At 59.3% G+C, this 18,274-nt stretch carries 19 protein-coding genes; 12 read left to right on the top strand and 7 right to left on the bottom strand.

The genetic code is table 11. The features are described from left to right. Window positions 1–59 precede the first annotated feature (59 nt). Window positions 60–344 carry a hypothetical protein gene (locus JJD74_RS20340; RefSeq protein ID WP_042558096.1) on the top strand — a complete coding sequence of 95 codons (285 nt, stop codon included), beginning with the start codon at window positions 60–62 and terminating at the stop codon, window positions 342–344. Here JJD74_RS20340 and JJD74_RS20335 read toward each other — a convergent pair. Beyond that, window positions 341–814, bottom strand: coding sequence for a cyclic nucleotide-binding domain-containing protein (locus JJD74_RS20335; protein ID WP_042558097.1), 474 nt, complete (start codon window positions 812–814; stop codon window positions 341–343). The two genes, JJD74_RS20340 and JJD74_RS20335, sit on opposite strands and share 4 nt — an antisense overlap. A 116-nt stretch (window positions 815–930) precedes the next feature. Next, window positions 931–2,985 carry a S9 family peptidase gene (locus JJD74_RS20330; protein ID WP_200616656.1) on the bottom strand — a complete coding sequence of 685 codons (2,055 nt, stop codon included), beginning with the start codon at window positions 2,983–2,985 and terminating at the stop codon, window positions 931–933. Window positions 2,986–3,210: 225 nt separating this feature from the next. Here JJD74_RS20330 and JJD74_RS20325 point away from each other — a divergent pair, with 225 nt between their 5' ends. Genes JJD74_RS20325 through JJD74_RS20315 form a run of 3 tightly spaced genes read left to right on the top strand, consistent with a single transcriptional unit; the run spans window position 3,211 to window position 5,057 of the window. Further along, the gene (locus tag JJD74_RS20325; RefSeq protein ID WP_047300096.1) at window positions 3,211–3,708 is read left to right on the top strand and encodes a hypothetical protein; all 498 of its coding nucleotides are present in this window, start codon (window positions 3,211–3,213) and stop codon (window positions 3,706–3,708) included. Between the two features lie 16 nt (window positions 3,709–3,724). Next, on the top strand, window positions 3,725–4,501 hold the full coding sequence (locus JJD74_RS20320) for a class II glutamine amidotransferase (protein ID WP_042558101.1): 777 nt from the start codon (window positions 3,725–3,727) through the stop codon (window positions 4,499–4,501). Window positions 4,502–4,514: 13 nt separating this feature from the next. After that, window positions 4,515–5,057, top strand: coding sequence for a DUF2937 family protein (locus JJD74_RS20315; protein ID WP_115147718.1), 543 nt, complete (start codon window positions 4,515–4,517; stop codon window positions 5,055–5,057). A gap of 93 nt (window positions 5,058–5,150) precedes the next feature. Here the strand turns inward: JJD74_RS20315 and JJD74_RS20310 are convergent, their stop codons facing one another. Continuing rightward, complete coding sequence (locus tag JJD74_RS20310) at window positions 5,151–6,065, bottom strand: LysR family transcriptional regulator (protein ID WP_042558103.1); 915 nt, start codon at window positions 6,063–6,065, stop codon at window positions 5,151–5,153. 159 nt (window positions 6,066–6,224) lie between these two features. Here JJD74_RS20310 and JJD74_RS20305 point away from each other — a divergent pair, with 159 nt between their 5' ends. The 4 genes from JJD74_RS20305 to JJD74_RS20290 all read left to right on the top strand — a co-directional run bounded on the left by JJD74_RS20305 (window position 6,225) and on the right by JJD74_RS20290 (window position 9,955). Continuing rightward, window positions 6,225–7,511: an MFS transporter gene (locus tag JJD74_RS20305; protein WP_042558104.1), complete on the top strand. Its 1,287-nt coding sequence runs from the start codon at window positions 6,225–6,227 to the stop codon at window positions 7,509–7,511. A 76-nt stretch (window positions 7,512–7,587) separates the two neighbouring features. Next, window positions 7,588–8,340 carry a 5-oxoprolinase subunit PxpA gene (locus JJD74_RS20300; protein ID WP_200616655.1) on the top strand — a complete coding sequence of 251 codons (753 nt, stop codon included), beginning with the start codon at window positions 7,588–7,590 and terminating at the stop codon, window positions 8,338–8,340. Next, on the top strand, window positions 8,337–9,041 hold the full coding sequence (gene pxpB / locus JJD74_RS20295; protein WP_200616654.1) for a 5-oxoprolinase subunit PxpB: 705 nt from the start codon (window positions 8,337–8,339) through the stop codon (window positions 9,039–9,041). The genes JJD74_RS20300 and pxpB overlap by 4 nt, the downstream gene beginning before the upstream one ends. Beyond that, window positions 9,038–9,955 (top strand): biotin-dependent carboxyltransferase family protein, encoded by a 918-nt coding sequence (locus JJD74_RS20290; protein ID WP_200616653.1) that lies wholly within the window; start codon window positions 9,038–9,040, stop codon window positions 9,953–9,955. The genes pxpB and JJD74_RS20290 overlap by 4 nt, the downstream gene beginning before the upstream one ends. An 88-nt stretch (window positions 9,956–10,043) precedes the next feature. Here the strand turns inward: JJD74_RS20290 and JJD74_RS20285 are convergent, their stop codons facing one another. From JJD74_RS20285 to JJD74_RS20275, 3 genes are all read right to left on the bottom strand, one after another. Beyond that, window positions 10,044–11,222 (bottom strand): vWA domain-containing protein, encoded by a 1,179-nt coding sequence (locus tag JJD74_RS20285; protein WP_042558108.1) that lies wholly within the window; start codon window positions 11,220–11,222, stop codon window positions 10,044–10,046. A 12-nt stretch (window positions 11,223–11,234) separates the two neighbouring features. Next, a complete protein-coding gene (locus JJD74_RS20280; protein WP_042558109.1) occupies window positions 11,235–12,080 on the bottom strand; it encodes an AAA family ATPase in 846 nt (281 codons plus the stop codon). A 143-nt stretch (window positions 12,081–12,223) separates the two neighbouring features. After that, window positions 12,224–13,300: a DUF748 domain-containing protein gene (locus JJD74_RS20275; RefSeq protein WP_200616652.1), complete on the bottom strand. Its 1,077-nt coding sequence runs from the start codon at window positions 13,298–13,300 to the stop codon at window positions 12,224–12,226. A gap of 128 nt (window positions 13,301–13,428) precedes the next feature. Between JJD74_RS20275 and cysK the strand changes: the two genes are divergently transcribed. From cysK to JJD74_RS20255, 4 genes are all read left to right on the top strand, one after another. Further along, entirely contained in the window at window positions 13,429–14,403 is a 975-nt protein-coding gene (gene cysK, locus JJD74_RS20270) for a cysteine synthase A (RefSeq protein ID WP_200616651.1), read from the top strand. A 249-nt stretch (window positions 14,404–14,652) separates the two neighbouring features. Then, window positions 14,653–15,591 carry an aspartyl/asparaginyl beta-hydroxylase domain-containing protein gene (locus JJD74_RS20265; protein ID WP_047300113.1) on the top strand — a complete coding sequence of 313 codons (939 nt, stop codon included), beginning with the start codon at window positions 14,653–14,655 and terminating at the stop codon, window positions 15,589–15,591. 401 nt (window positions 15,592–15,992) lie between these two features. Then, window positions 15,993–16,160, top strand: coding sequence for a hypothetical protein (locus JJD74_RS20260; protein WP_200616650.1), 168 nt, complete (start codon window positions 15,993–15,995; stop codon window positions 16,158–16,160). Window positions 16,161–16,256: 96 nt separating this feature from the next. Next, on the top strand, window positions 16,257–17,120 hold the full coding sequence (locus JJD74_RS20255; RefSeq protein WP_042558113.1) for a DMT family transporter: 864 nt from the start codon (window positions 16,257–16,259) through the stop codon (window positions 17,118–17,120). Window positions 17,121–17,203: 83 nt separating this feature from the next. On the opposite strand, the gene JJD74_RS20250 is transcribed toward JJD74_RS20255, so the two are convergent. Continuing rightward, entirely contained in the window at window positions 17,204–18,097 is an 894-nt protein-coding gene (locus tag JJD74_RS20250; RefSeq protein ID WP_115147724.1) for a DMT family transporter, read from the bottom strand. Between the last annotated feature and the right edge of the window lie 177 nt (window positions 18,098–18,274).

Below are 18,274 nucleotides of genomic sequence, written 5' to 3'. Positions count from 1 at the left end.
AGGCAAGCAGGCCCGTTGGGAGTAGCCTGAGCGCAGACTAAGGCCAAACGGAGCCCTTGATGAAGCGCACCATTCTAACGGTCATTGCCCTGGCCGCGCTCGCGATTACTGCAGCGCAGGCACAGCAGGCCATTCCGGTCAGCCCGGCGCCGCAACCCGGCTCGCCCGGGACCGCAACGCCGACGCCATACCCGCAGATCACACCGATCAACATTCCCAAATCGGGCGCCGGCAGTGGCAGCCCACCGCTGGTGCCGATCGAAATGCCCAGCCCGCCGAGCAAGGATCAACCGGTACCGGGCATCGAGCCGACCGGCACCAAGGCGAAAACCCCGGGCGGTTAAATCTGCTGCGCCGCCAGTTGGCCGTCAGCCATGCGCAGGCGTTTGGACAGCGAGACGGCGAGGGCGCGGATGATCTTGGCGGCGATCTTCGGTGCGTCGTTGAGCATTTTTTCCAGCGAATCCTTGCCCAGGTTCAGCAACTGACAATTGCTCGCCGCGATGCACGTCGCCGAGCGTCGCTCGCCATCGAGCACGGCCATTTCTCCAAATGCCCGACCACTGCGCAGCGTGGCCATGGTAATGACCTGGCCGTCGGGCCCGGTTTTCTGCACGGCGACCTGGCCGGTGTGAAGAATGCACATGAAGCTGCCAGCATCGCCTTCGCGGAAAATCGCCTCGCCCTCAGCCACGGTGCTGATGCTGAAGTAGCCGGAGGCTGCGGCAAAATCCGCCGGCGCTAATTGATCGAACAGGCCGCAATCCATCAGCCAGTCGCGGATTTCATTGTTCAGTAAGGTTGGTTCTGACATGTCATTGCTGTCTTTTTGTTTTCTCGGTTTCAGGCGCTATATGAACCCTACATTGGATTTGTGGGGTATCGGCCTCTTGGGTCTGCAATTAAGACCCAAGTGACCGACGGAGTTCCTCAGGCAAGCCCCAGAACCTTGAAAACAAATGCATATTCGAGCGCTACGTCACGTAATCCCTGATATCGCCCGCTCATTCCACCATGCCCGGCGCCTAATTCGGTCTTGAGCAGCAGCACATTGTCGTCAGTCTTGTTCGCGCGCAGTTTCGCCACCCACTTGGCCGCTTCCCAGTACTGCACACGGCTGTCGTTGTAGCCGGCGATGACCAGAGTTGCGGGATAATTCTGCGCGCTGACGTTTTCGTACGGCGCATAGGCCTTGATCCGCTCATAGACGTCCGGTTCTTCGGGATTGCCCCACTCGTCGTATTCCGTGACGGTCAGCGGCAGCTCCGGGTCGAGCATGGTGTTGAGTACGTCGACGAACGGCACTTCGGCAATCGCCACACCAAACAGATCCGGCCGCTGATTAAGCACCGCGCCAATCAGCAAACCGCCGGCGCTGCCACCGCTGATCGCCAGTTGTGGCGCAGTGGTGATGCCGTTGAGAATCAAAAACTCGGCGCAGGCGATGAAGTCGCTGAAGGTGTTGTGCTTGTGCTCCTGCTTGCCGGCGCGATACCAGGCTTCGCCCAGCTCACCGCCGCCGCGCACGTGGGCGATTGCAAAGGCCATGCCGCGATCGAGCAGGCTCAAACGGGCATGGGAGAACCACGGGTCGAGGCTCGAACCGTAAGCGCCGTAGCCATAGAGGTAGAGCGGCACCGGTCTGCCGACCATTTCACGTTTCATCACCAGACTGATCGGCACTTGCGTACCGTCCGGAGCGGTCGCCCACAGGCGCTGGCTGACGTAGGCGTCGGCGTCGAACGGGCCGAGCACCGGGGTTTCCTTGAGGACGGTTTGTTCGCCCGTCGCCAGAATCAGTTGGCGTACCTGAGCGGGGCGATTCAAGGCCTCGTAGCGCAGACGAATGCGATCGCTTTCAAATTCCAGACTGTTTTGCACGTAGAGGCTGTAGGCCGCGTCCGGCAATTGCACGCGATAAGGCGTCAGGCCATGTGGGTGAACTTCGATAATCGGCAGTCCACCTTCGCGCAGGCTCAGGGTCATCGCTTCGGTGTTGAGGGTCACGCCGTCGAGCATCACCGTATCGCTGTGCGCGATCAGGTTCTGCCAGTCGGCCTCGCTCGGCGCGACACCCGTATCCGGCGTTTGATACAGGGCGAAGTTGATGCCGTCGCGGTTGGTGCGGATGAACCATGTCCACGCGCCATCGAGCATGCCGTGATCGACATCGTATTCATGGTCTTCGACCCGAGGCGCCAGGCAACTGAACGGCAGATGCGGCTGATTGGCGTCCAGCGCCCAGACTTCGCTGGTGGTCTTGCTGCCCAGCGACAGCAGCAATTGCTGCTCGGAGCTTGAGCGGTAGCAGTGCAGGAAAAAGCGCCCGTCCGGTTCGTGGAACACTTCTTCGGCCGCGGTGCCGTCCAGGCGATAACGGAACAGTTTGTAAGGGCGATGAGTGTCGTCGAGGGCGCCGAAAAACAGCGTCAGGCTGTCGTTGGCCCACGTCATGCTGCCATCGCAGTCTTCGAATTCCAGTTCGCTGACCTTGTCGTTGGACAGTTCCTTGACGAACAGGGTGTAAATTTCATCGCCCGTGGCATCGACGCTGTAGGCCAGACGCTGGTGATCGGGGCTGATGCTGAACGCACCCAGCGAAAAGAAACCGCCATTGGCCAGCACGTTCGGGTCGAGCAGCAGCTGTTCGCGGCTTTCGTCGAGGGTCAGGCTGGCGTCCGCCGGGCGCGGGCAGCGGTAATGCCGAGCGTATTCATCGCCCGCCGTGGTGCGCGTGTAATAAAGGTACGGACCCCACGGCGAGGGCAGGGACAAATCGGTTTCCAGGATGCGGCCCTTGATCTCTTCGAACAGGGTTTCGCGCAGCTCGGCCTGGTCGGCGGTTTGCGCTTCCTGATAGGCGTTTTCAGCCTTGAGGTAATCGAGCACCGCGTCGGTGTCGCGTTCCTGCAGCCAGGCATACGGGTCGGCACCGGCCGCCTTGCGGGCAATCGGGGCACTCATGACGTTGGCGGATTGGGGCATGGAAGGCTCTCGGACAATGTACGGAATCAGGGTTTTCGCCGCTCTGGAAATCACCGCAGCCTCTGTGGGAGCGAGCCTGCTCGCGAAAGCGGTGGGTCAGATAATGATGTTTCAACTGACCGTCCGCATTCGCGAGCAGGCTCGCTCTCACAGGTTGTGTGTCTATTGTGACAAGCCTGGCGGGCGAAAAGTCGTTACTATAAGCGCCTCTTTGCCTGCCTTGCCATGGACACCATGACCGAGAACGACTATCTGATCGCCTGGGGCCTCTACGGCTTTGCCGCTGTAGGCTGCCTGTTGGTATGGATGCGCCTGACCCGCTGGATGTGGCGCTGGCTGCGCGAGCCACTTCGTGTACTGATGGCAGTGTTGCTGTTCAGCCCGACTATCGTTGATCCGGTGAAGGAAATGGTCGCCCCGGCCATCGCCATCACTGCGCTGGATCTGGCGTTCAAGGTGGGCAACAACGCCTGGCGGGCGGTCTCCGATCTGTTCATGTACGGCATGATTGCCTTCGGCATCTACATGATTTACGTGCTGATCCGCTTGCCGATCGAGCGCGCGTCCAGAGCTCGCCGCGAACAGGCTGAAGCTGCCAAAGCCGCCGCCCGCGCCGATGATCGTGACGATGATCAACCCTTCGGCGCCGCCGGAGACGACCGCTACGGTCGCCCGCCGGTACCGAACAATCCGCAGCGCATGCGGGTCGAGCCGCGTCTGTAATCCCGAGAGTCCGCACATGTGTGAATTACTGGGCATGAGTGCCAACGTGCCGACCGATATCGTCTTCAGCTTCACCGGGCTGATGCAGCGCGGCGGTCGCACCGGCCCGCACCGCGACGGTTGGGGCATTGCGTTCTATGAAGGCCGTGGCCTGCGGCTGTTCCAGGATCCGGCGGCGAGTTGCGAGTCGGAAGTCGCCAACCTGGTTCAGCGCTATCCGATCAAGAGTGAAGTGGTCATTGGCCACATCCGTCAGGCCAATGTCGGCAAGGTCTGCCTGTCCAACACCCACCCGTTCGTCCGCGAACTGTGGGGGCGTAACTGGTGCTTCGCGCACAACGGCCAACTCGCCGACTTCACCCCGATCAAAAGTTTCTACCGCCCGGTCGGCGATACCGACAGCGAAGCGGCGTTCTGCGATTTGCTCAACCGTGTGCGTGCAGCATTTCCCGAACCTGTCGATATAGAAGTGCTGCTGCCGGATCTGGTCGCCGCGTGCGCCGAATACCGCAGCAAAGGCGTGTTCAACTGCATGCTCAGCGACGGCGACTGGCTGTTCTGCTATTGCACGACCAAACTGGCACAGATCACCCGGCGCGCACCGTTCGGCCCGGCGCGGCTCAAGGATGTCGACGTGATCGTCGATTTTCAGGCCGAAACCACGCCAAACGATGTGGTGACGGTCATTGCGACTGAACCGTTGACCGAAAACGAAACCTGGACCCGCTACGAACCGGGCCAATGGAGCCTGTGGCGACGCGGCGAATGCGTAAGCCAGGGCAAGACCGAATAAGGATTTGCATCCCATGTTGCTCAGTTATCTACGGCTGGTGTTGTTTGCGGCGGGCCTGTTGATCGGTGTCCAGGTGCCGGGATTCATCAACGATTACGCGAAGCGGGTCGAGGCGCATCTGATCGAGGCGCAGACCGGTCTGCGCGGGTTTCAGGGCACTGCCGAGCAGTTCTTCAAGGGCGACATTCAGGCGCTGGTCGCGCATTACCGCGCCAGTGAAGACCCTGTGTTTCGCAGCGACGCCGACAGCCTGAGCACCATGCTCAACCGTCAGATTGCACTGGATAAGCAATTCCAGGCGATGCAGGGCCCTTGGTACATCCGCTTCCTGCAAGTGGTGCTGGCCGCCGATCCGGATATTCGCAAGGAAACCTGGAATGGCTACAGCTACCAGATTCTGCTGACGCCTGAAGCCATGATCTGGGGCATGAGCGGGGCGTTGTTGCTGTCGTTCGGCATCGAATGCCTGTTCCGGCTGATCGACTGGGTCGTGCTGGGCGGCAGGCGCTTGCGCCAGAGCCGGCCGATCGAAGACCGCGACGTGCGCGGCCTCTAAGGCCCAGGATCAAAAGATCGCAGTCTGCGACAGCTCCTACATGGGGATGTGCATTTCCCTGTAGGAGCTGCCGAAGGCTGCGATCTTTTGCTTCTAAATATTCAGCTTGATGTAACCCGTGCCCACCTTGCGCGCATACCCCGCCAACACCTGCTGACACAACGTCACGATCTCCTCGACCCACTCGACCCCCACCCGCCACGACACCACCACCTGCAACGCCGGCGGTGTTTTATCGATGCCGAGCAAGGTCAATTCCCCGCGCGCCAGTTCCTCGGCTACCAGCACCGGTGGCAGCGCACCGATGCCAAACCCGTCACGCAGTAACCGGGTAATCGCCGACACCGAATTCACACAGTTCAAGCGCGGCGCCAGCACGCCGCTGGCCTGCATCAGCGCCAGAATGTCTTGATGCGGTCGCGAGTTTTTCGAGTAGGTGATTATCCGCTCCTGTGCCAGTTCGGCGAGATCGGCGTACTCGCGGTTGTAGATCGAATTGCTGGCGACGATCCAGCCCAGCGGATGGCTGGCCAGTTCCAGGCTGCGCACGCTTTCATGGCGCACCAGGTCGGTTTGCAGGATGAGATCGAGAAAGCCTTTTTGCAGCTGATCGCAGAGATTGAGCGACGTATCCGCCACCAGCTCGATTTCAACTCGTGGATACAGCTCGGTCATCTGCGCCACCAATGGGCTCAGCCAGGTGTGAATCACCGTGTCCATGACACCGATACGCACACGGCCGACTTTGCTCGAACGGGTCTCGATCGATTGCTTCAGTGCCTGCATGGTGTCGAGCATCTGCTCGGCATAGTCCAGAACTTTCAAGCCTTCGGGCGTCAGGCTCACGCCACGCGAATCACGCAAAAACAGCTTCACACCGAGTTCGCCTTCAAGCACCGCGATGCGGCTGGAAATAGATGCCTGGGTGGTGAACAGCTTGTCGGCGGTCAGACGAAAACTCTTCAGCCGGGCGACCCAGACAAAGGTCTCGAGAAACTTCAGGTTCATGGGCAAGGCTCGGGTGACAAATTTTTCTTATGCCTAAGGCGGGGTTTTATTCGTTGGACGCAGCAGGGCTACGGGACGAAAAATCGGCGCATCCGGTTCCCACGATAGGCGTCGTCGGGGCTGCGAACAAGACCAATAAAAAACCTGCGGAGATTTGCCATGAGTGCTCCCGACACTATCGATCTACCCAAGCCATCGGCGCGTCCGGGGCCGTTCGACTGGTATCGCAACATCAACCAACAGGAGCGCCGCACGTTCTGGAGCTGCAAGATCGGCTACGGTCTGGACGGCATGGACACGCAGATGCTCAGTTTCGTCGTGCCGACCCTGATCGCGATGTGGGGCATCACGACCGGTGAAGCGGGACTGATTCACACCAGCACCTTGATCGCTTCGGCCATTGGTGGTTGGGTCGCCGGCATTCTCTCCGACCGCATCGGTCGCGTGCGCACGCTGCAACTGACCGTGCTGTGGTTTGCCTTCTTCACCTTCCTGTGCGGCTTCGCGCAAAACTACGAACAACTGCTGATCGCTCGTACCCTGATGGGCTTCGGTTTCGGCGGTGAATGGACCGCCGGCGCAGTGCTGATCGGCGAGGTGATCCGCGCCAAGGATCGCGGCAAAGCCGTCGGCATGGTGCAATCCGGTTGGGCGCTGGGCTGGGGCCTGACCGCGATACTGTATGCGCTGCTGTTTTCGGTATTGCCACCGGAAGACGCCTGGCGGGCGCTGTTCATCCTCGGCATTGTCCCGGCGATTTTCGTGATTTTCGTGCGACGTCTGGTCAAAGACCCGGAGATCTATCGCGAGGCCAAGGCTGCGCAAACTCCGGAAAATCAGGCGAAGTTCTACGAGATATTCGCCCCCGGCATGCTCTTCACCACAATCCGTGCGTCGTTGCTGACCACCGGTGCGCTGGGCGGCTACTACGCGATCACCTCCTGGCTGCCGACCTTCCTGAAAAACGAGCGTGGCTTGAGTGTGCTCGGCACGGGCGGTTATCTGGCGATGGTCATCGTCGGCTCGTATGTCGGCTATGTGATCAGCGCCTATCTGACCGACCTGTTGGGTCGCAAGAAGAACTTCATCCTCTTCGCCGTCGGTTCGTTCACCATCGTTCTGCTGTACACGCAATTGCCAGTGAGCAACGGCGTGATGCTGTGGCTGGGCTTTCCGTTGGGATTCTTCGCTTCGGGGATTTTCAGCGGCATGGGCGCGTTTCTCACTGAGCTGTTCCCCACGCGAATTCGCGGTTCAGGCCAAGGTTTCTGCTACAACATCGGCCGGGCACTGGCGGCACTGTTTCCGCTGTTTATCGGTCTGCTCAGCCAGAAAGTGCCATTGAGCGTGGGCATTGGGGCCTTTGCCGCGGTGTCGTACGGCGTGGTGATTCTCGCGGCGTTGAGCTTGCCGGAGACTCGCGGCAAGCAACTGGATGCGCAGTAACTGATAACCTGCGGGGCATTGCCCAACGGGCTTTGTCCTACGGATAGAAAGACAAGAAGCTACAGGAGTGTTTACCGTGAGCCGCCTGTTATTGAACTGCGACATTGGCGAGAGCTTCGGCAGCTGGACCATGGGTCTGGATGACGAGGTGATGCCCTTCATCGATTGCGCCAACGTGGCCTGCGGTTTCCATGCCGGCGATCCGAGCATCATGCGTAAAACAGTCAGCCGTGCGCTCAGCCACGGCGTGCAGATTGGCGCGCACCCCGCGTATCAGGATCTGGTCGGATTCGGTCGCCGCTCCATGGCCTATTCCGCGCAAGAGTTGCAGGACATCCTGCATTACCAGATTGGCGCCCTCGACGGTATCTGCCGAGCCCAGGGCGCGCGGGTCAGTTACGTCAAACCCCATGGCGCGATGTACAACGACATGATGGCCAACCCGGCGCAGTTGCGCGCAGTGATTCAGGCCGTTGCCGCCTACGACCGCGCGTTGCCGCTAATGCTCATGGCAACCCGCGACAATGCGGCGGCGCAGCAGCTCGGTGACGAGTACGGCGTGACCCTGTGGTTCGAAGCCTTCGCCGACCGCGCCTACGACCGCGCCGGCCGACTGGTCTCGCGGCATCAGCCGGGCGCTGTGCATCACGACCCGCAAAAAATCATCGAGCAAGCCTTGATCATCGCTCGTGGTGACGCGCTCACCGCCAGCGATGGCAGTGCATTGCATTTGCAGGCCAACACCCTGTGCGTGCACGGCGACAACGCCAGTTCGGTGGCTGCCGTGCAGCGCATCCGTGAGGCTCTGAATCAGCAGAACGCGCCATGAATCCACGGATTGAAGTGGTGGCGCTGGATTGCCTGATGCTGCGCCTGTTCGATGAAATCGCCGAAGCCAACATGCCGTGGATGCTCGCGGCCAGCGTGCGGTTGCGTGAGGTGTTCGGCGCGCAGCTGATTGACCTGGTGCCGTCCTACACCACATTGATGGTGCATTACGATTTGACGTCGTTGAGTCCGAAGCAGGCGCGAGAATTGATCGCTGAGGCATTGATCAATCTGTCGCCAGATGCGCGAACCGTCGGCCAGTGCCACGTGTTGCCGGTCTGGTACGACCTGAGTGTCGGCCCCGAGCTGAGCTTGATCGCCGAGCGCAGCGGTCTGGCCGTGGAGGAGGTGATTCGTCGCCACAGCGCCAGGGAATACCAGGTGTTTGCCCTCGGTTTTGCGCCGGGTTTTGCTTTCATGGGGCTGGTCGAAGAAGTTCTGGCAGCGCCGCGCCTGAATACCCCGCGCAAGAAAGTTGCCGCTGGCAGCGTCGGTATTGCCGAGCGGCAAACTGCCGCTTACCCCGTCGTATCGCCCGGTGGCTGGAACCTGATCGGTCGCACCCCGACGAAGCTCTTTGATCGCAATCGTGACGGCTACAGCCTGATGCAGCCCGGTGACACGGTGCGGTTCGAAGCGGTCAGTCATGCCGAGTTCATCAATCTGGGCGGTGATGACACGCCGCTGGAGGCGCTGACATGAGCCGACTGACGATTGAAACCAGCACACCGCTGTGCCTGTTGCAGGACGCCGGGCGCTTTGGTGTGCGACATCTGGGCGTGACTCAGGGCGGCGCGGCGGATTGGTGTTCGATGGGTTGGGCCAACTGGTTGCTGGGTAATGGACTGGATGTGCCGGTCATCGAAATCACCTTGGGCGGGTTTGCGGTGGTGGCCGAAGAGGACTGCATGCTGGCGCTGGCCGGGGCTGATCTTGGTGCGCTGATCGACGGCCAGGCGTTGGCGCCATGGCGCAGTTTCAAATTGAGCAAAGGGCAGACATTGCAGTTTACCCAGCCATTGCTCGGCGCCCGGGCTTATCTGGCGGCGCCCGGTGGCTTCGACGCGCCAAAGGTATTGGGCAGCAGTGCAACGGTGGTGCGCGAAGAGCTTGGCGGGCTTGATGGCATGGGCTTGCCCTTGGCCAAGGGCTCGACGCTGAGCTATCACGGCGAAGCCGCTCAAATGCGCGAAGTAACGCATCAGCAGCAACCGGACCTGCGCTCGAATGAGCCGCTGGACCTGGTGCTCGGTGCGCAAATCGGTCAGTTCAGCGGGCAGAGTCTGTTTGACGTGTTCAACAGCGCCTGGACGCTCGACAGTCGCGCTGATCGCATGGGTATTCGCCTGTTAGGCAAGGCGTTGCAATATCAAGGGTTGCCGATGATTTCCGAGGGCATTGCGCTAGGCGCGGTGCAGGTGCCGCCGGACGGGCAGCCGATTGTGTTGCTCAATGATCGGCAGACCATTGGTGGCTATCCGCGCCTGGGGGCGTTGACGCCGTTGGCGTTGGCGAGATTGGCGCAGCGCCTGCCTGGGGCGCAGGTGCTGTTGAGGCCGGTAGTGCAGGAAGTTGCGCACCGCGAACATGTCGAGTATTTGCAGCGTCTTGGTTGAAGATCAAAAGATCGCAGCCTTCGGCAGCTCCTACAGGGGGAACGCGGATTCCTCTGTAGGAGCTGCCGAAGGCTGCGATCTTTTGCTTTTACTTGGACAAAAACCGCATCCCTTCTTCCAGCCCGCGAAGGGTCAGCGGATACATCTGGTCCTCGATCAAATCCCTGACGATATTGGTCGACGAGGTATACCCCCACGTATCTTTCGGATACGGGTTGATCCAGATGAGCTTCTTGTACTTCGCCATAAACCGCTGCATCCACACGTATCCCGGCTCTTCGTTCCAGTGCTCGACGCTGCCGCCGGCCTGGGTGATTTCATATGGCGCCATGGCGGCGTCGCCGATGAAGATCACTTTGTAGTCGGCACCGTACTTGTGCAGCAGGTCTTGGGTTGAAGTGCGCTCGGAAGTACGGCGCATGTTGTTTTTCCACACCGACTCGTACACGAAGTTGTGGAAGTAGAAATACTCCAGATGCTTGAACTCGGTCTTGCAGGCCGAGAACAGTTCCTCGCAGATCTTCACATGCGCATCCATCGAACCGCCGATGTCGAACAGCAGCAACAGCTTCACCGTGTTGCGGCGTTCCGGACGCATCTGGATGTTCAGCAGACCGGCATCTTTGGCTGTGTGGTCGATGGTGCCGTCGATATCCAGCTCTTCCGCGGCGCCCTGGCGGGCGAATTTACGCAGGCGACGCAGGGCAACCTTGATGTTGCGCGTGCCCAGTTCCACCGAGTCGTCGAGGTTTTTGTATTCGCGTTGATCCCAGACTTTCACCGCTTTGCCCTGGCGCTTGCCGGCATCGCCGACCCGAATGCCTTCCGGGTTGAACCCGCCGGAGCCGAACGGACTGGTGCCGCCAGTGCCGATCCATTTATTGCCGCCGGCGTGACGTTCCTTCTGTTCTTCCAGGCGCTTCTTGAATTCTTCGATCAACTTGTCCAGGCCACCCAGGGACTGGATTTGCGCACGTTCCTCGTCGCTCAGCGAGCGCTCGAACTCCTTGCGCAGCCAGTCTTCGGGAATCAGCGCCTGCAGGTGATCGTCGAGTTTTTCCAGGCCATTGAAGTAAGCGCCGAACGCACGGTCGAACTTGTCGAAATGCCGTTCGTCCTTCACCAGAATCGCCCGCGACAAATAGTAGAACTCGTCCATGTCGGCGAACGTGACGCGCTGTTTCAGCGCGTTGATCAGGTCGAGCAGTTCGCGCACCGATACCGGCACCTTGGCTGCACGCATTTCATTGAACAGGTTGAGCAACATGGCATCAGCCTCTTAGCGGGTGCCGCGACGGCTCATGAACGCGAGGCGCTCAAGCAGTTGCACGTCCTGTTCGTTCTTGACCAGCGCGCCTGCCAGCGGCGGGATGGCTTTGGTCGGATCGCGTTCACGCAGCACTGCTTCGCCGATGTTGTCGGCCATCAGCAGCTTCAGCCAGTCGACCAGTTCCGAAGTCGATGGCTTCTTCTTCAGGCCCGGCACCTTGCGCACGTCGAAGAACACGTCCAGCGCTTCGCTGACCAGGTCCTTCTTGATGTCCGGGTAATGCACATCGACGATTTTCTGCAGGGTGGTGCGGTCGGGAAAGGCGATGTAGTGGAAGAAGCAGCGACGCAGGAAGGCGTCCGGCAACTCTTTCTCGTTGTTGGAGGTAATGATGATGATCGGGCGCTTCTTGGCCTTGATCGTCTCGTCGATCTCGTAAACGTAGAACTCCATCTTGTCGAGTTCTTGCAGCAGGTCGTTCGGGAACTCGATGTCGGCCTTGTCGATTTCGTCGATCAGCAGAATGACCCGCTCTTCGGATTCGAAGGCTTCCCAGAGCTTGCCTTTCTTCAGGTAGTTGCGCACATCGTGGACTTTTTCCGTGCCCAGCTGCGAGTCGCGCAGACGGCTGACCGCGTCGTACTCGTACAGGCCCTGGTGGGCCTTGGTGGTGGACTTGATGTGCCAGGTGATCAACTTGGCGTTGAACGATTCGGCCAGTTGCTCGGCGAGCATGGTCTTGCCGGTACCCGGCTCGCCCTTGACCAACAGCGGCCGCTCCAGGGTGATGGCGGCGTTGACTGCCAGCTTCAGGTCATCGGTGGCAACGTAGGCCTGGGTGCCTTCGAACTTCATCTGCTAATCCTCGAACGGTAACGCCGACCTGAACGGGCAGGGCGGGGGCGAAATAATCGGATGCCCCGACTATAACGCGCAGCCCGGTCGACTGTGAACGCAGACGGCTTATTCAGTCTCTGAATGGGGCGTCACATGTTGACTCAACCCTCATCCGGCTTCGGCCGCTCATAGCGAGCATTGAACGCCTGAACAAATCCATTGCGCAAAATCTGCAAAAACGCTTCGAACGCGTTGATATTTTGCTGATGAACATTGCCATTCAGTTCTACGCGAGTGGCGAACTGGTTTTTGACCTGGTTCTTCAACACGGTTTCGGTACCGCCGACCAGTGCTTCCCAGACCGAGCGGAACAGTCCTTTGTTTTTGTTCTCGACGTCTTGCTGCCAGTCGAACACATCGACGTCGCGCAGCAGCGGTTTGATGTAACCGGTCACTTTGGCTTTTTCGGCTTTCGCTTCAATCACCACGTCGCCATGGCCGGCATTGAAATCGAACTTGCCATAGGCGGAAGCGAAATCATTCATGCGCTTGAGCTCGATGTCTTTTGCGCGAAGTCGAAACTCGAAGTCTTCGAAGTTGCTCAGCGGATCGAAGGTCGCGGTGGTTTCCAGAGGAGCATGGCCGAGCAACAAGGCTTTGCCCTCGAAACGCGCATCTCGTTTGCCTTCGGTGTCGACCACGTTGGTCAGGTTGTAGATGCTGGCATCGACGTTGGTTGCATTCATGTTCACGGGCGGTTTGGAGTTGAAGTTGCGGAACGTGATTTTCCCGTCGCTGATGCGCACTTCGTTGAGGGTAATCGGCAAGAGTTTGCCCAATTGCTCGCGCCAGTCAGTACCTTGACCGGTCTGGGAGTTCTGCTTGTTGGCGCCGCCGTCGACAAAGTTGATTTCGGGATTGAAGAATTGCACCTCGCCCACCACCGCATGGTCGTACCACAACGAGTGCCAGCTCACCGCCAGATCAATCACGGGTGCATTGACGAACGGCACGGGTACCTTGCCGTCGACTTTGACGATTTTCAGGCCGTTGATTTTGTAAGCGCCGCGCCACAGCGCCAGGTCAACATCGGTCACCTGGCCACGGTAATCACCCATGTCCGCCAGTTTGTCATTCAGATAGTCGCGCACCAGGTAGGGCAGGGCGATGTGCAAGGCGACCAGTAACACAATGACGGTGGCGAAGGCCCACAACGGCCAGCTGTAACGACGCTTCATGGTGACGATTCCCGAACGATATAAAGCGATTGACTGCGGACGTCGACAGACGTTCGACCCGACTGGACTGTGATGGGCAACAGGCATACCTTGGAGCGCTAAATTCAATGCTGCATAAGGACCCAGCCATGAGCCGTATCTTTGCTGACAATGCCCATTCCATCGGCAATACGCCGTTGGTGCAGATCAACCGCATCGCGCCACGCGGTGTGACCATCTTGGCCAAGATCGAGGGGCGCAACCCCGGTTATTCGGTCAAGTGCCGGATCGGCGCCAACATGATCTGGGACGCCGAAAGCAGCGGCAAACTCAAGCCGGGCATGACCATCGTCGAACCGACGTCGGGCAACACCGGCATTGGCCTGGCCTTCGTGGCTGCCGCCCGTGGTTACAAGTTGATGCTGACCATGCCGGCGTCAATGAGTATCGAGCGGCGCAAGGTTCTGAAGGCGCTGGGCGCCGAACTGGTGTTGACCGAACCGGCCAAAGGCATGAAAGGCGCGATCGAAAAGGCGTCGGAGATTGTTGCCAGCGATGCCGACAAATACTTCTTGCCGGCGCAGTTCGATAATCCGGCCAACCCGGCCATCCATGAAAAAACCACCGGCCCGGAAATCTGGAACGACACAGATGGCGCCGTTGACGTGCTGGTGGCTGGCGTAGGTACCGGCGGAACCATTACCGGCGTTTCGCGGTATATCAAGAATACCCAGGGCAAACCGATCACTTCGGTGGCGGTGGAACCTGTCGCCTCGCCGGTGATTACCCAGGCGCTGGCCGGTGAAGAGATCAAGCCGAGCCCGCACAAGATTCAGGGCATCGGTGCCGGTTTTGTGCCGAAGAACCTGGATTTGTCGATGGTTGACCGCGTCGAGCTGGTGACCGACGAAGAGTCGAAGGCCATGGCGCTGCGTTTGATGCAGGAAGAAGGGATCTTGTGCGGCATCTCTTGCGGCGCAGCGATGGCCGTGGCGGTTCGCTTGGCGGAGACGCCGGAGATGCAGGGCAAGACGATCGTTGTGATCCTGCCGGACTCCGGTGAGCGTTATCTGTCGAGCATGCTGTTCAGCGATCTGTTCACCGAACAGGAGAATCAGCAGTAACGAGGCAAGTAAAAGATCGCCCGGTGACGGGCGATCTTTTGATCCTGTTTGTGACCTTGATCGCGCAAGGGTGATTTGGATCAGCCAAGGTTCAGGGCCCTTATGTTAATAAATGCTTTGTTACGCAATCCTTAACACTGAATTTTAGGTTGAACGGGTTTTGCCTCAGGCCGGTAGTGTTTATCATGGCCGGCTGCCATGCCGGGTAAAGGGCATTGTGCAGCGTTGTTTTTATTCAAGGAGTCGTTGATGACCTATTCGTTAGCCGCCAAGGTGTCAGTGCTGCTGCTGTTTGTCGGCAGCATCCTCTATGTGCATCTGCGCGGTAAAGCGCGCCTGCCGGTGCTGCGCCAGTTCGTCAACCACTCGGCACTGTTCGCGCCTTACAACGCCTTGATGTACCTGTTCTCCGGCGTACCCTCCAAGCCGTATCTGGATCGCAGCAAGTTTCCGGAACTGGATGTACTGCGCGACAACTGGGAAATCATCCGCGACGAAGCCATGCACCTGTTCGATGAGGGGTATATCCGCGCGGCCGAAAAGAACAACGATGCCGGGTTTGGCTCGTTCTTCAAGAAGGGCTGGAAGCGTTTCTACCTCAAGTGGTACGACAAACCGCTGCCATCGGCAGAGACCCTGTGCCCGAAAACCGTGGCGTTGGTCAGTGCCATTCCCAACGTCAAAGGCGCGATGTTTGCGCTGTTGCCCGGCGGCAGTCACCTCAATCCGCACCGCGATCCGTTTGCCGGCTCCCTGCGTTATCACTTGGGCTTGTCGACGCCCAATTCCGATGATTGCCGGATCTTCGTCGACGGCCAGGTCTACGCGTGGCGCGACGGTGAAGACGTGATGTTCGATGAGACCTATGTGCACTGGGTCAAGAACGAAACCGACAAGACCCGCGTCATCCTGTTCTGCGACATCGAACGTCCACTGAGCAATCGCCTGATGACCCGCATCAACCGCTTCATCAGCGGCTGGCTCGGCCGCGCCACCGCACCGCAGAACCTTGACGATGAACGCGTCGGCGGGATCAACCAGGCCTATGCCTGGAGCAAGAACTTCAGTGACCGGTTCAGCGGCGTGGTCAAACAGTGGAAACGCCGTAATCCGAAGGCTTACCGGGTGATGCGTCCGGTGCTGGCGGTAGTTGTGTTGACGTTGTTGGGGTACTGGTTGTTTGGTTGAGGCTGGACAACAGAAATAAAAAAACCGCTCCTTGTGAGCGGTTTTTTATGCTTTTGAAAAATTTACAGGCGGCCAGCGGCGAGTAAGTTTGGCTCTTCGGTTTCAGTGCCTGTTACAAGTAATTGCAGGGCTGGCGGTCAGTGCTACTTCACCGGGCTTTCTGCCGTTGGGAGCGATTTTTCCGCGGGAAGGCTTCTTCGTCGATTTGCTCACTTTGCCTCCTGCGCTGAACGATGGCTTGCGTCGATGGGTTTAGCCGGCCTCGAAAGCCGATTCTCCTGACCCCCGTCTGTCGCTGCTGGCGCTTTGGTCAAATCATTGCAATCCATGTCCCGCGCTGGTTATAGTCGGCCCTCGTGAGCCATACGACTCACACCTCTATCCCAAGAAGATCAGCCCAAATGCCTGCATCCCTCATCAACGCGGTAGTCGATTCAGCGGTCAACGCTGGCGTCGTGCCGTGCGGGAATCAGCAGCCAAAGCAGATCAGTCATTACCCTCCACCTGTCAGTTGCACGCCGGTACGCGCAGTTGCGCCGCCACCGCCGGGCGTTGGTGTTTCGGGCTGATCGGCATTTATTGCTGACCCCTGCGCCCGCCTGCAAAAACCTACTGAATTTCAGCTTCGGCTGAGTTGGCTATTTGCCTGACTACAGGTGGTATTCATGTTTGTCCTTTCGAAAAAGTCCGCGCTTGCGGCGCTGTCCACGTGTCTGTTCGTTCTGCTGTGGAGCAGCGGGGCGATCTTCTCCAAATGGGGGCTGGCCCACGCGTCACCCTTTGCCTTCCTGTTCATTCGCTTTGCCATCGCCCTGTGCGGGCTGGTGCTGCTGATTCCATTACTGAAACTGAAACTGCCCAAGGGCGGCAGGCCGATGCTGTTTGCGATCGCCACGGGGGTGGTGTTGTTGGGGGCTTATCAGATTTTCTATCTGCTGGCCCTGAACACCCAAATCACGCCGGGTGTGATGGCGACCATCATGGGCGTGCAGCCGATTCTGACGGTGGTATTAATGGAGCGGCAGCGCTCGGCGAGCCGGCTGTTCGGGCTGGCGCTTGGCTTGGCGGGCCTGATCATGGTGGTTTACCAGGGCATCGGTCTGGCCGGCATGTCGTGGGCGGGGATGCTGTTTGGTCTGCTGGCGCTGGGGAGCATGACGCTGGGGTCGATCATGCAGAAACGCATCACCGAAAATCCCCTCGGTACGCTGCCGGTGCAGTACCTGGCCGGGCTGTTGTTGTGCGGGATCTTTGTGCCGTTCCAGCCGTTTCATTTCGAACACAGCGCGGGTTTCATCGTGCCGGTGTTGTGGATGGGGCTGGTGGTGTCGGTACTGGCGACGCTGCTGCTGTATCGCCTGATCGCCAGGGGGAATCTGGTGAATGTCACCAGTCTGTTCTATCTGGTGCCAGCGGTGACGGCGGTGATGGACTACCTGATTTTCGGTAATCGCCTGGCGGCATTGAGCGTGCTGGGGATGCTGTTGATCATTGTCGGGTTGGCCTTCGTATTCCGCAAAACCCGATGACGCGGCCCCTGTAGGCGCTGCCGCAGGCTGCGATCTTTTGATCCTGATCTTTAAAGTCAAAAGATCGCAGCCAGCGATGGCACCTACAGTTTTTTTACCACCGCCGGCTTCAACACCAGCCACAACGCCAACGCAATCAACACACCGCCGTAGACGTGAGCCATCGACAACGGCTCATCCAGCAACAGCGCCCCCCACAACACCCCGAACGGCGGAATCATGAAGGTCACGGTCATCGATTTGACCGGGCCAATGGAGCTGAGCAGGCGGAAGTAAATAATGTAGGCGAACGCCGTGCAGCCCAGGCCCAAGCCGAGCAGCGACAGCCAGACACTCCAGCCGCCCCAGCTCGCCGGCGGTTGAGTTACCACGCTGTAACCGAACAGCGGCAGCAGGAACAGTGTCGCGCCGAGCATGCTGCCCACGGCTGACAAACGACTGTCCAACCCGCCGGCCTGATCCAGCCAGCGCCGTGCAAGGAATCCGGCAAAACCGTAACAAGTGGTCGCGAGCAGGCAGGCGAGGGCGCCCAGCAGCAATTGCATATCGAAGGCCACGGGACCGGCGCGCGTCAGCACGCCTACACCGAACAATCCAAGGAACACGCCCGCCAGTTTGGCCGTGGTGAGTTTCTCGCTGAAGAACAACCCGCCGATCAACACACCCATCAATGGCGTGGTGGCGTTGAAGATCGCCGAATAACCGGCTGGCAGCACTTGAGCCGCGACCGAATACAGCGTCGCCGGTATCCCCGAGTTGATAACGCCGAGCAGCATCAGGGTTTTCAGCTTGCCCTTGAAATCCCAGCTGATGCGCATCAGTCCGAGGATCACCAGCAGACCGACGGCAGCGATCGATACCCGAAAAAACGCCGTCGGAATGGTGCCGATCACTGGCGCAATAATGCGCATGAACAGAAAACTCGCACCCCAGATGGCAGCCAGCGACAACATACGGAAAATATCGACAGGGCTCACGGCGGGCTCCTTGCTTGATCGGGACGAGAGTGTTGCCGAGCCTCCTGACGATGGCAACCGCTAATCGGGCATTTAAATGTCCCCGGCAGGAATGCCTGGCAAAAAAGCCAAGCCGTACGTCTGCGCTTCGGTTTTGGCAGAAATTGCACTTCTCCTCATGCCGGTTCCGTGGCTAAG

The organism is Pseudomonas sp. MF6776 (genome assembly GCF_016613125.1).
Classification (GTDB): domain Bacteria; phylum Pseudomonadota; class Gammaproteobacteria; order Pseudomonadales; family Pseudomonadaceae; genus Aquipseudomonas; species Aquipseudomonas iridis.
This window is presented reverse-complemented; position numbering and strand designations above follow the sequence as displayed.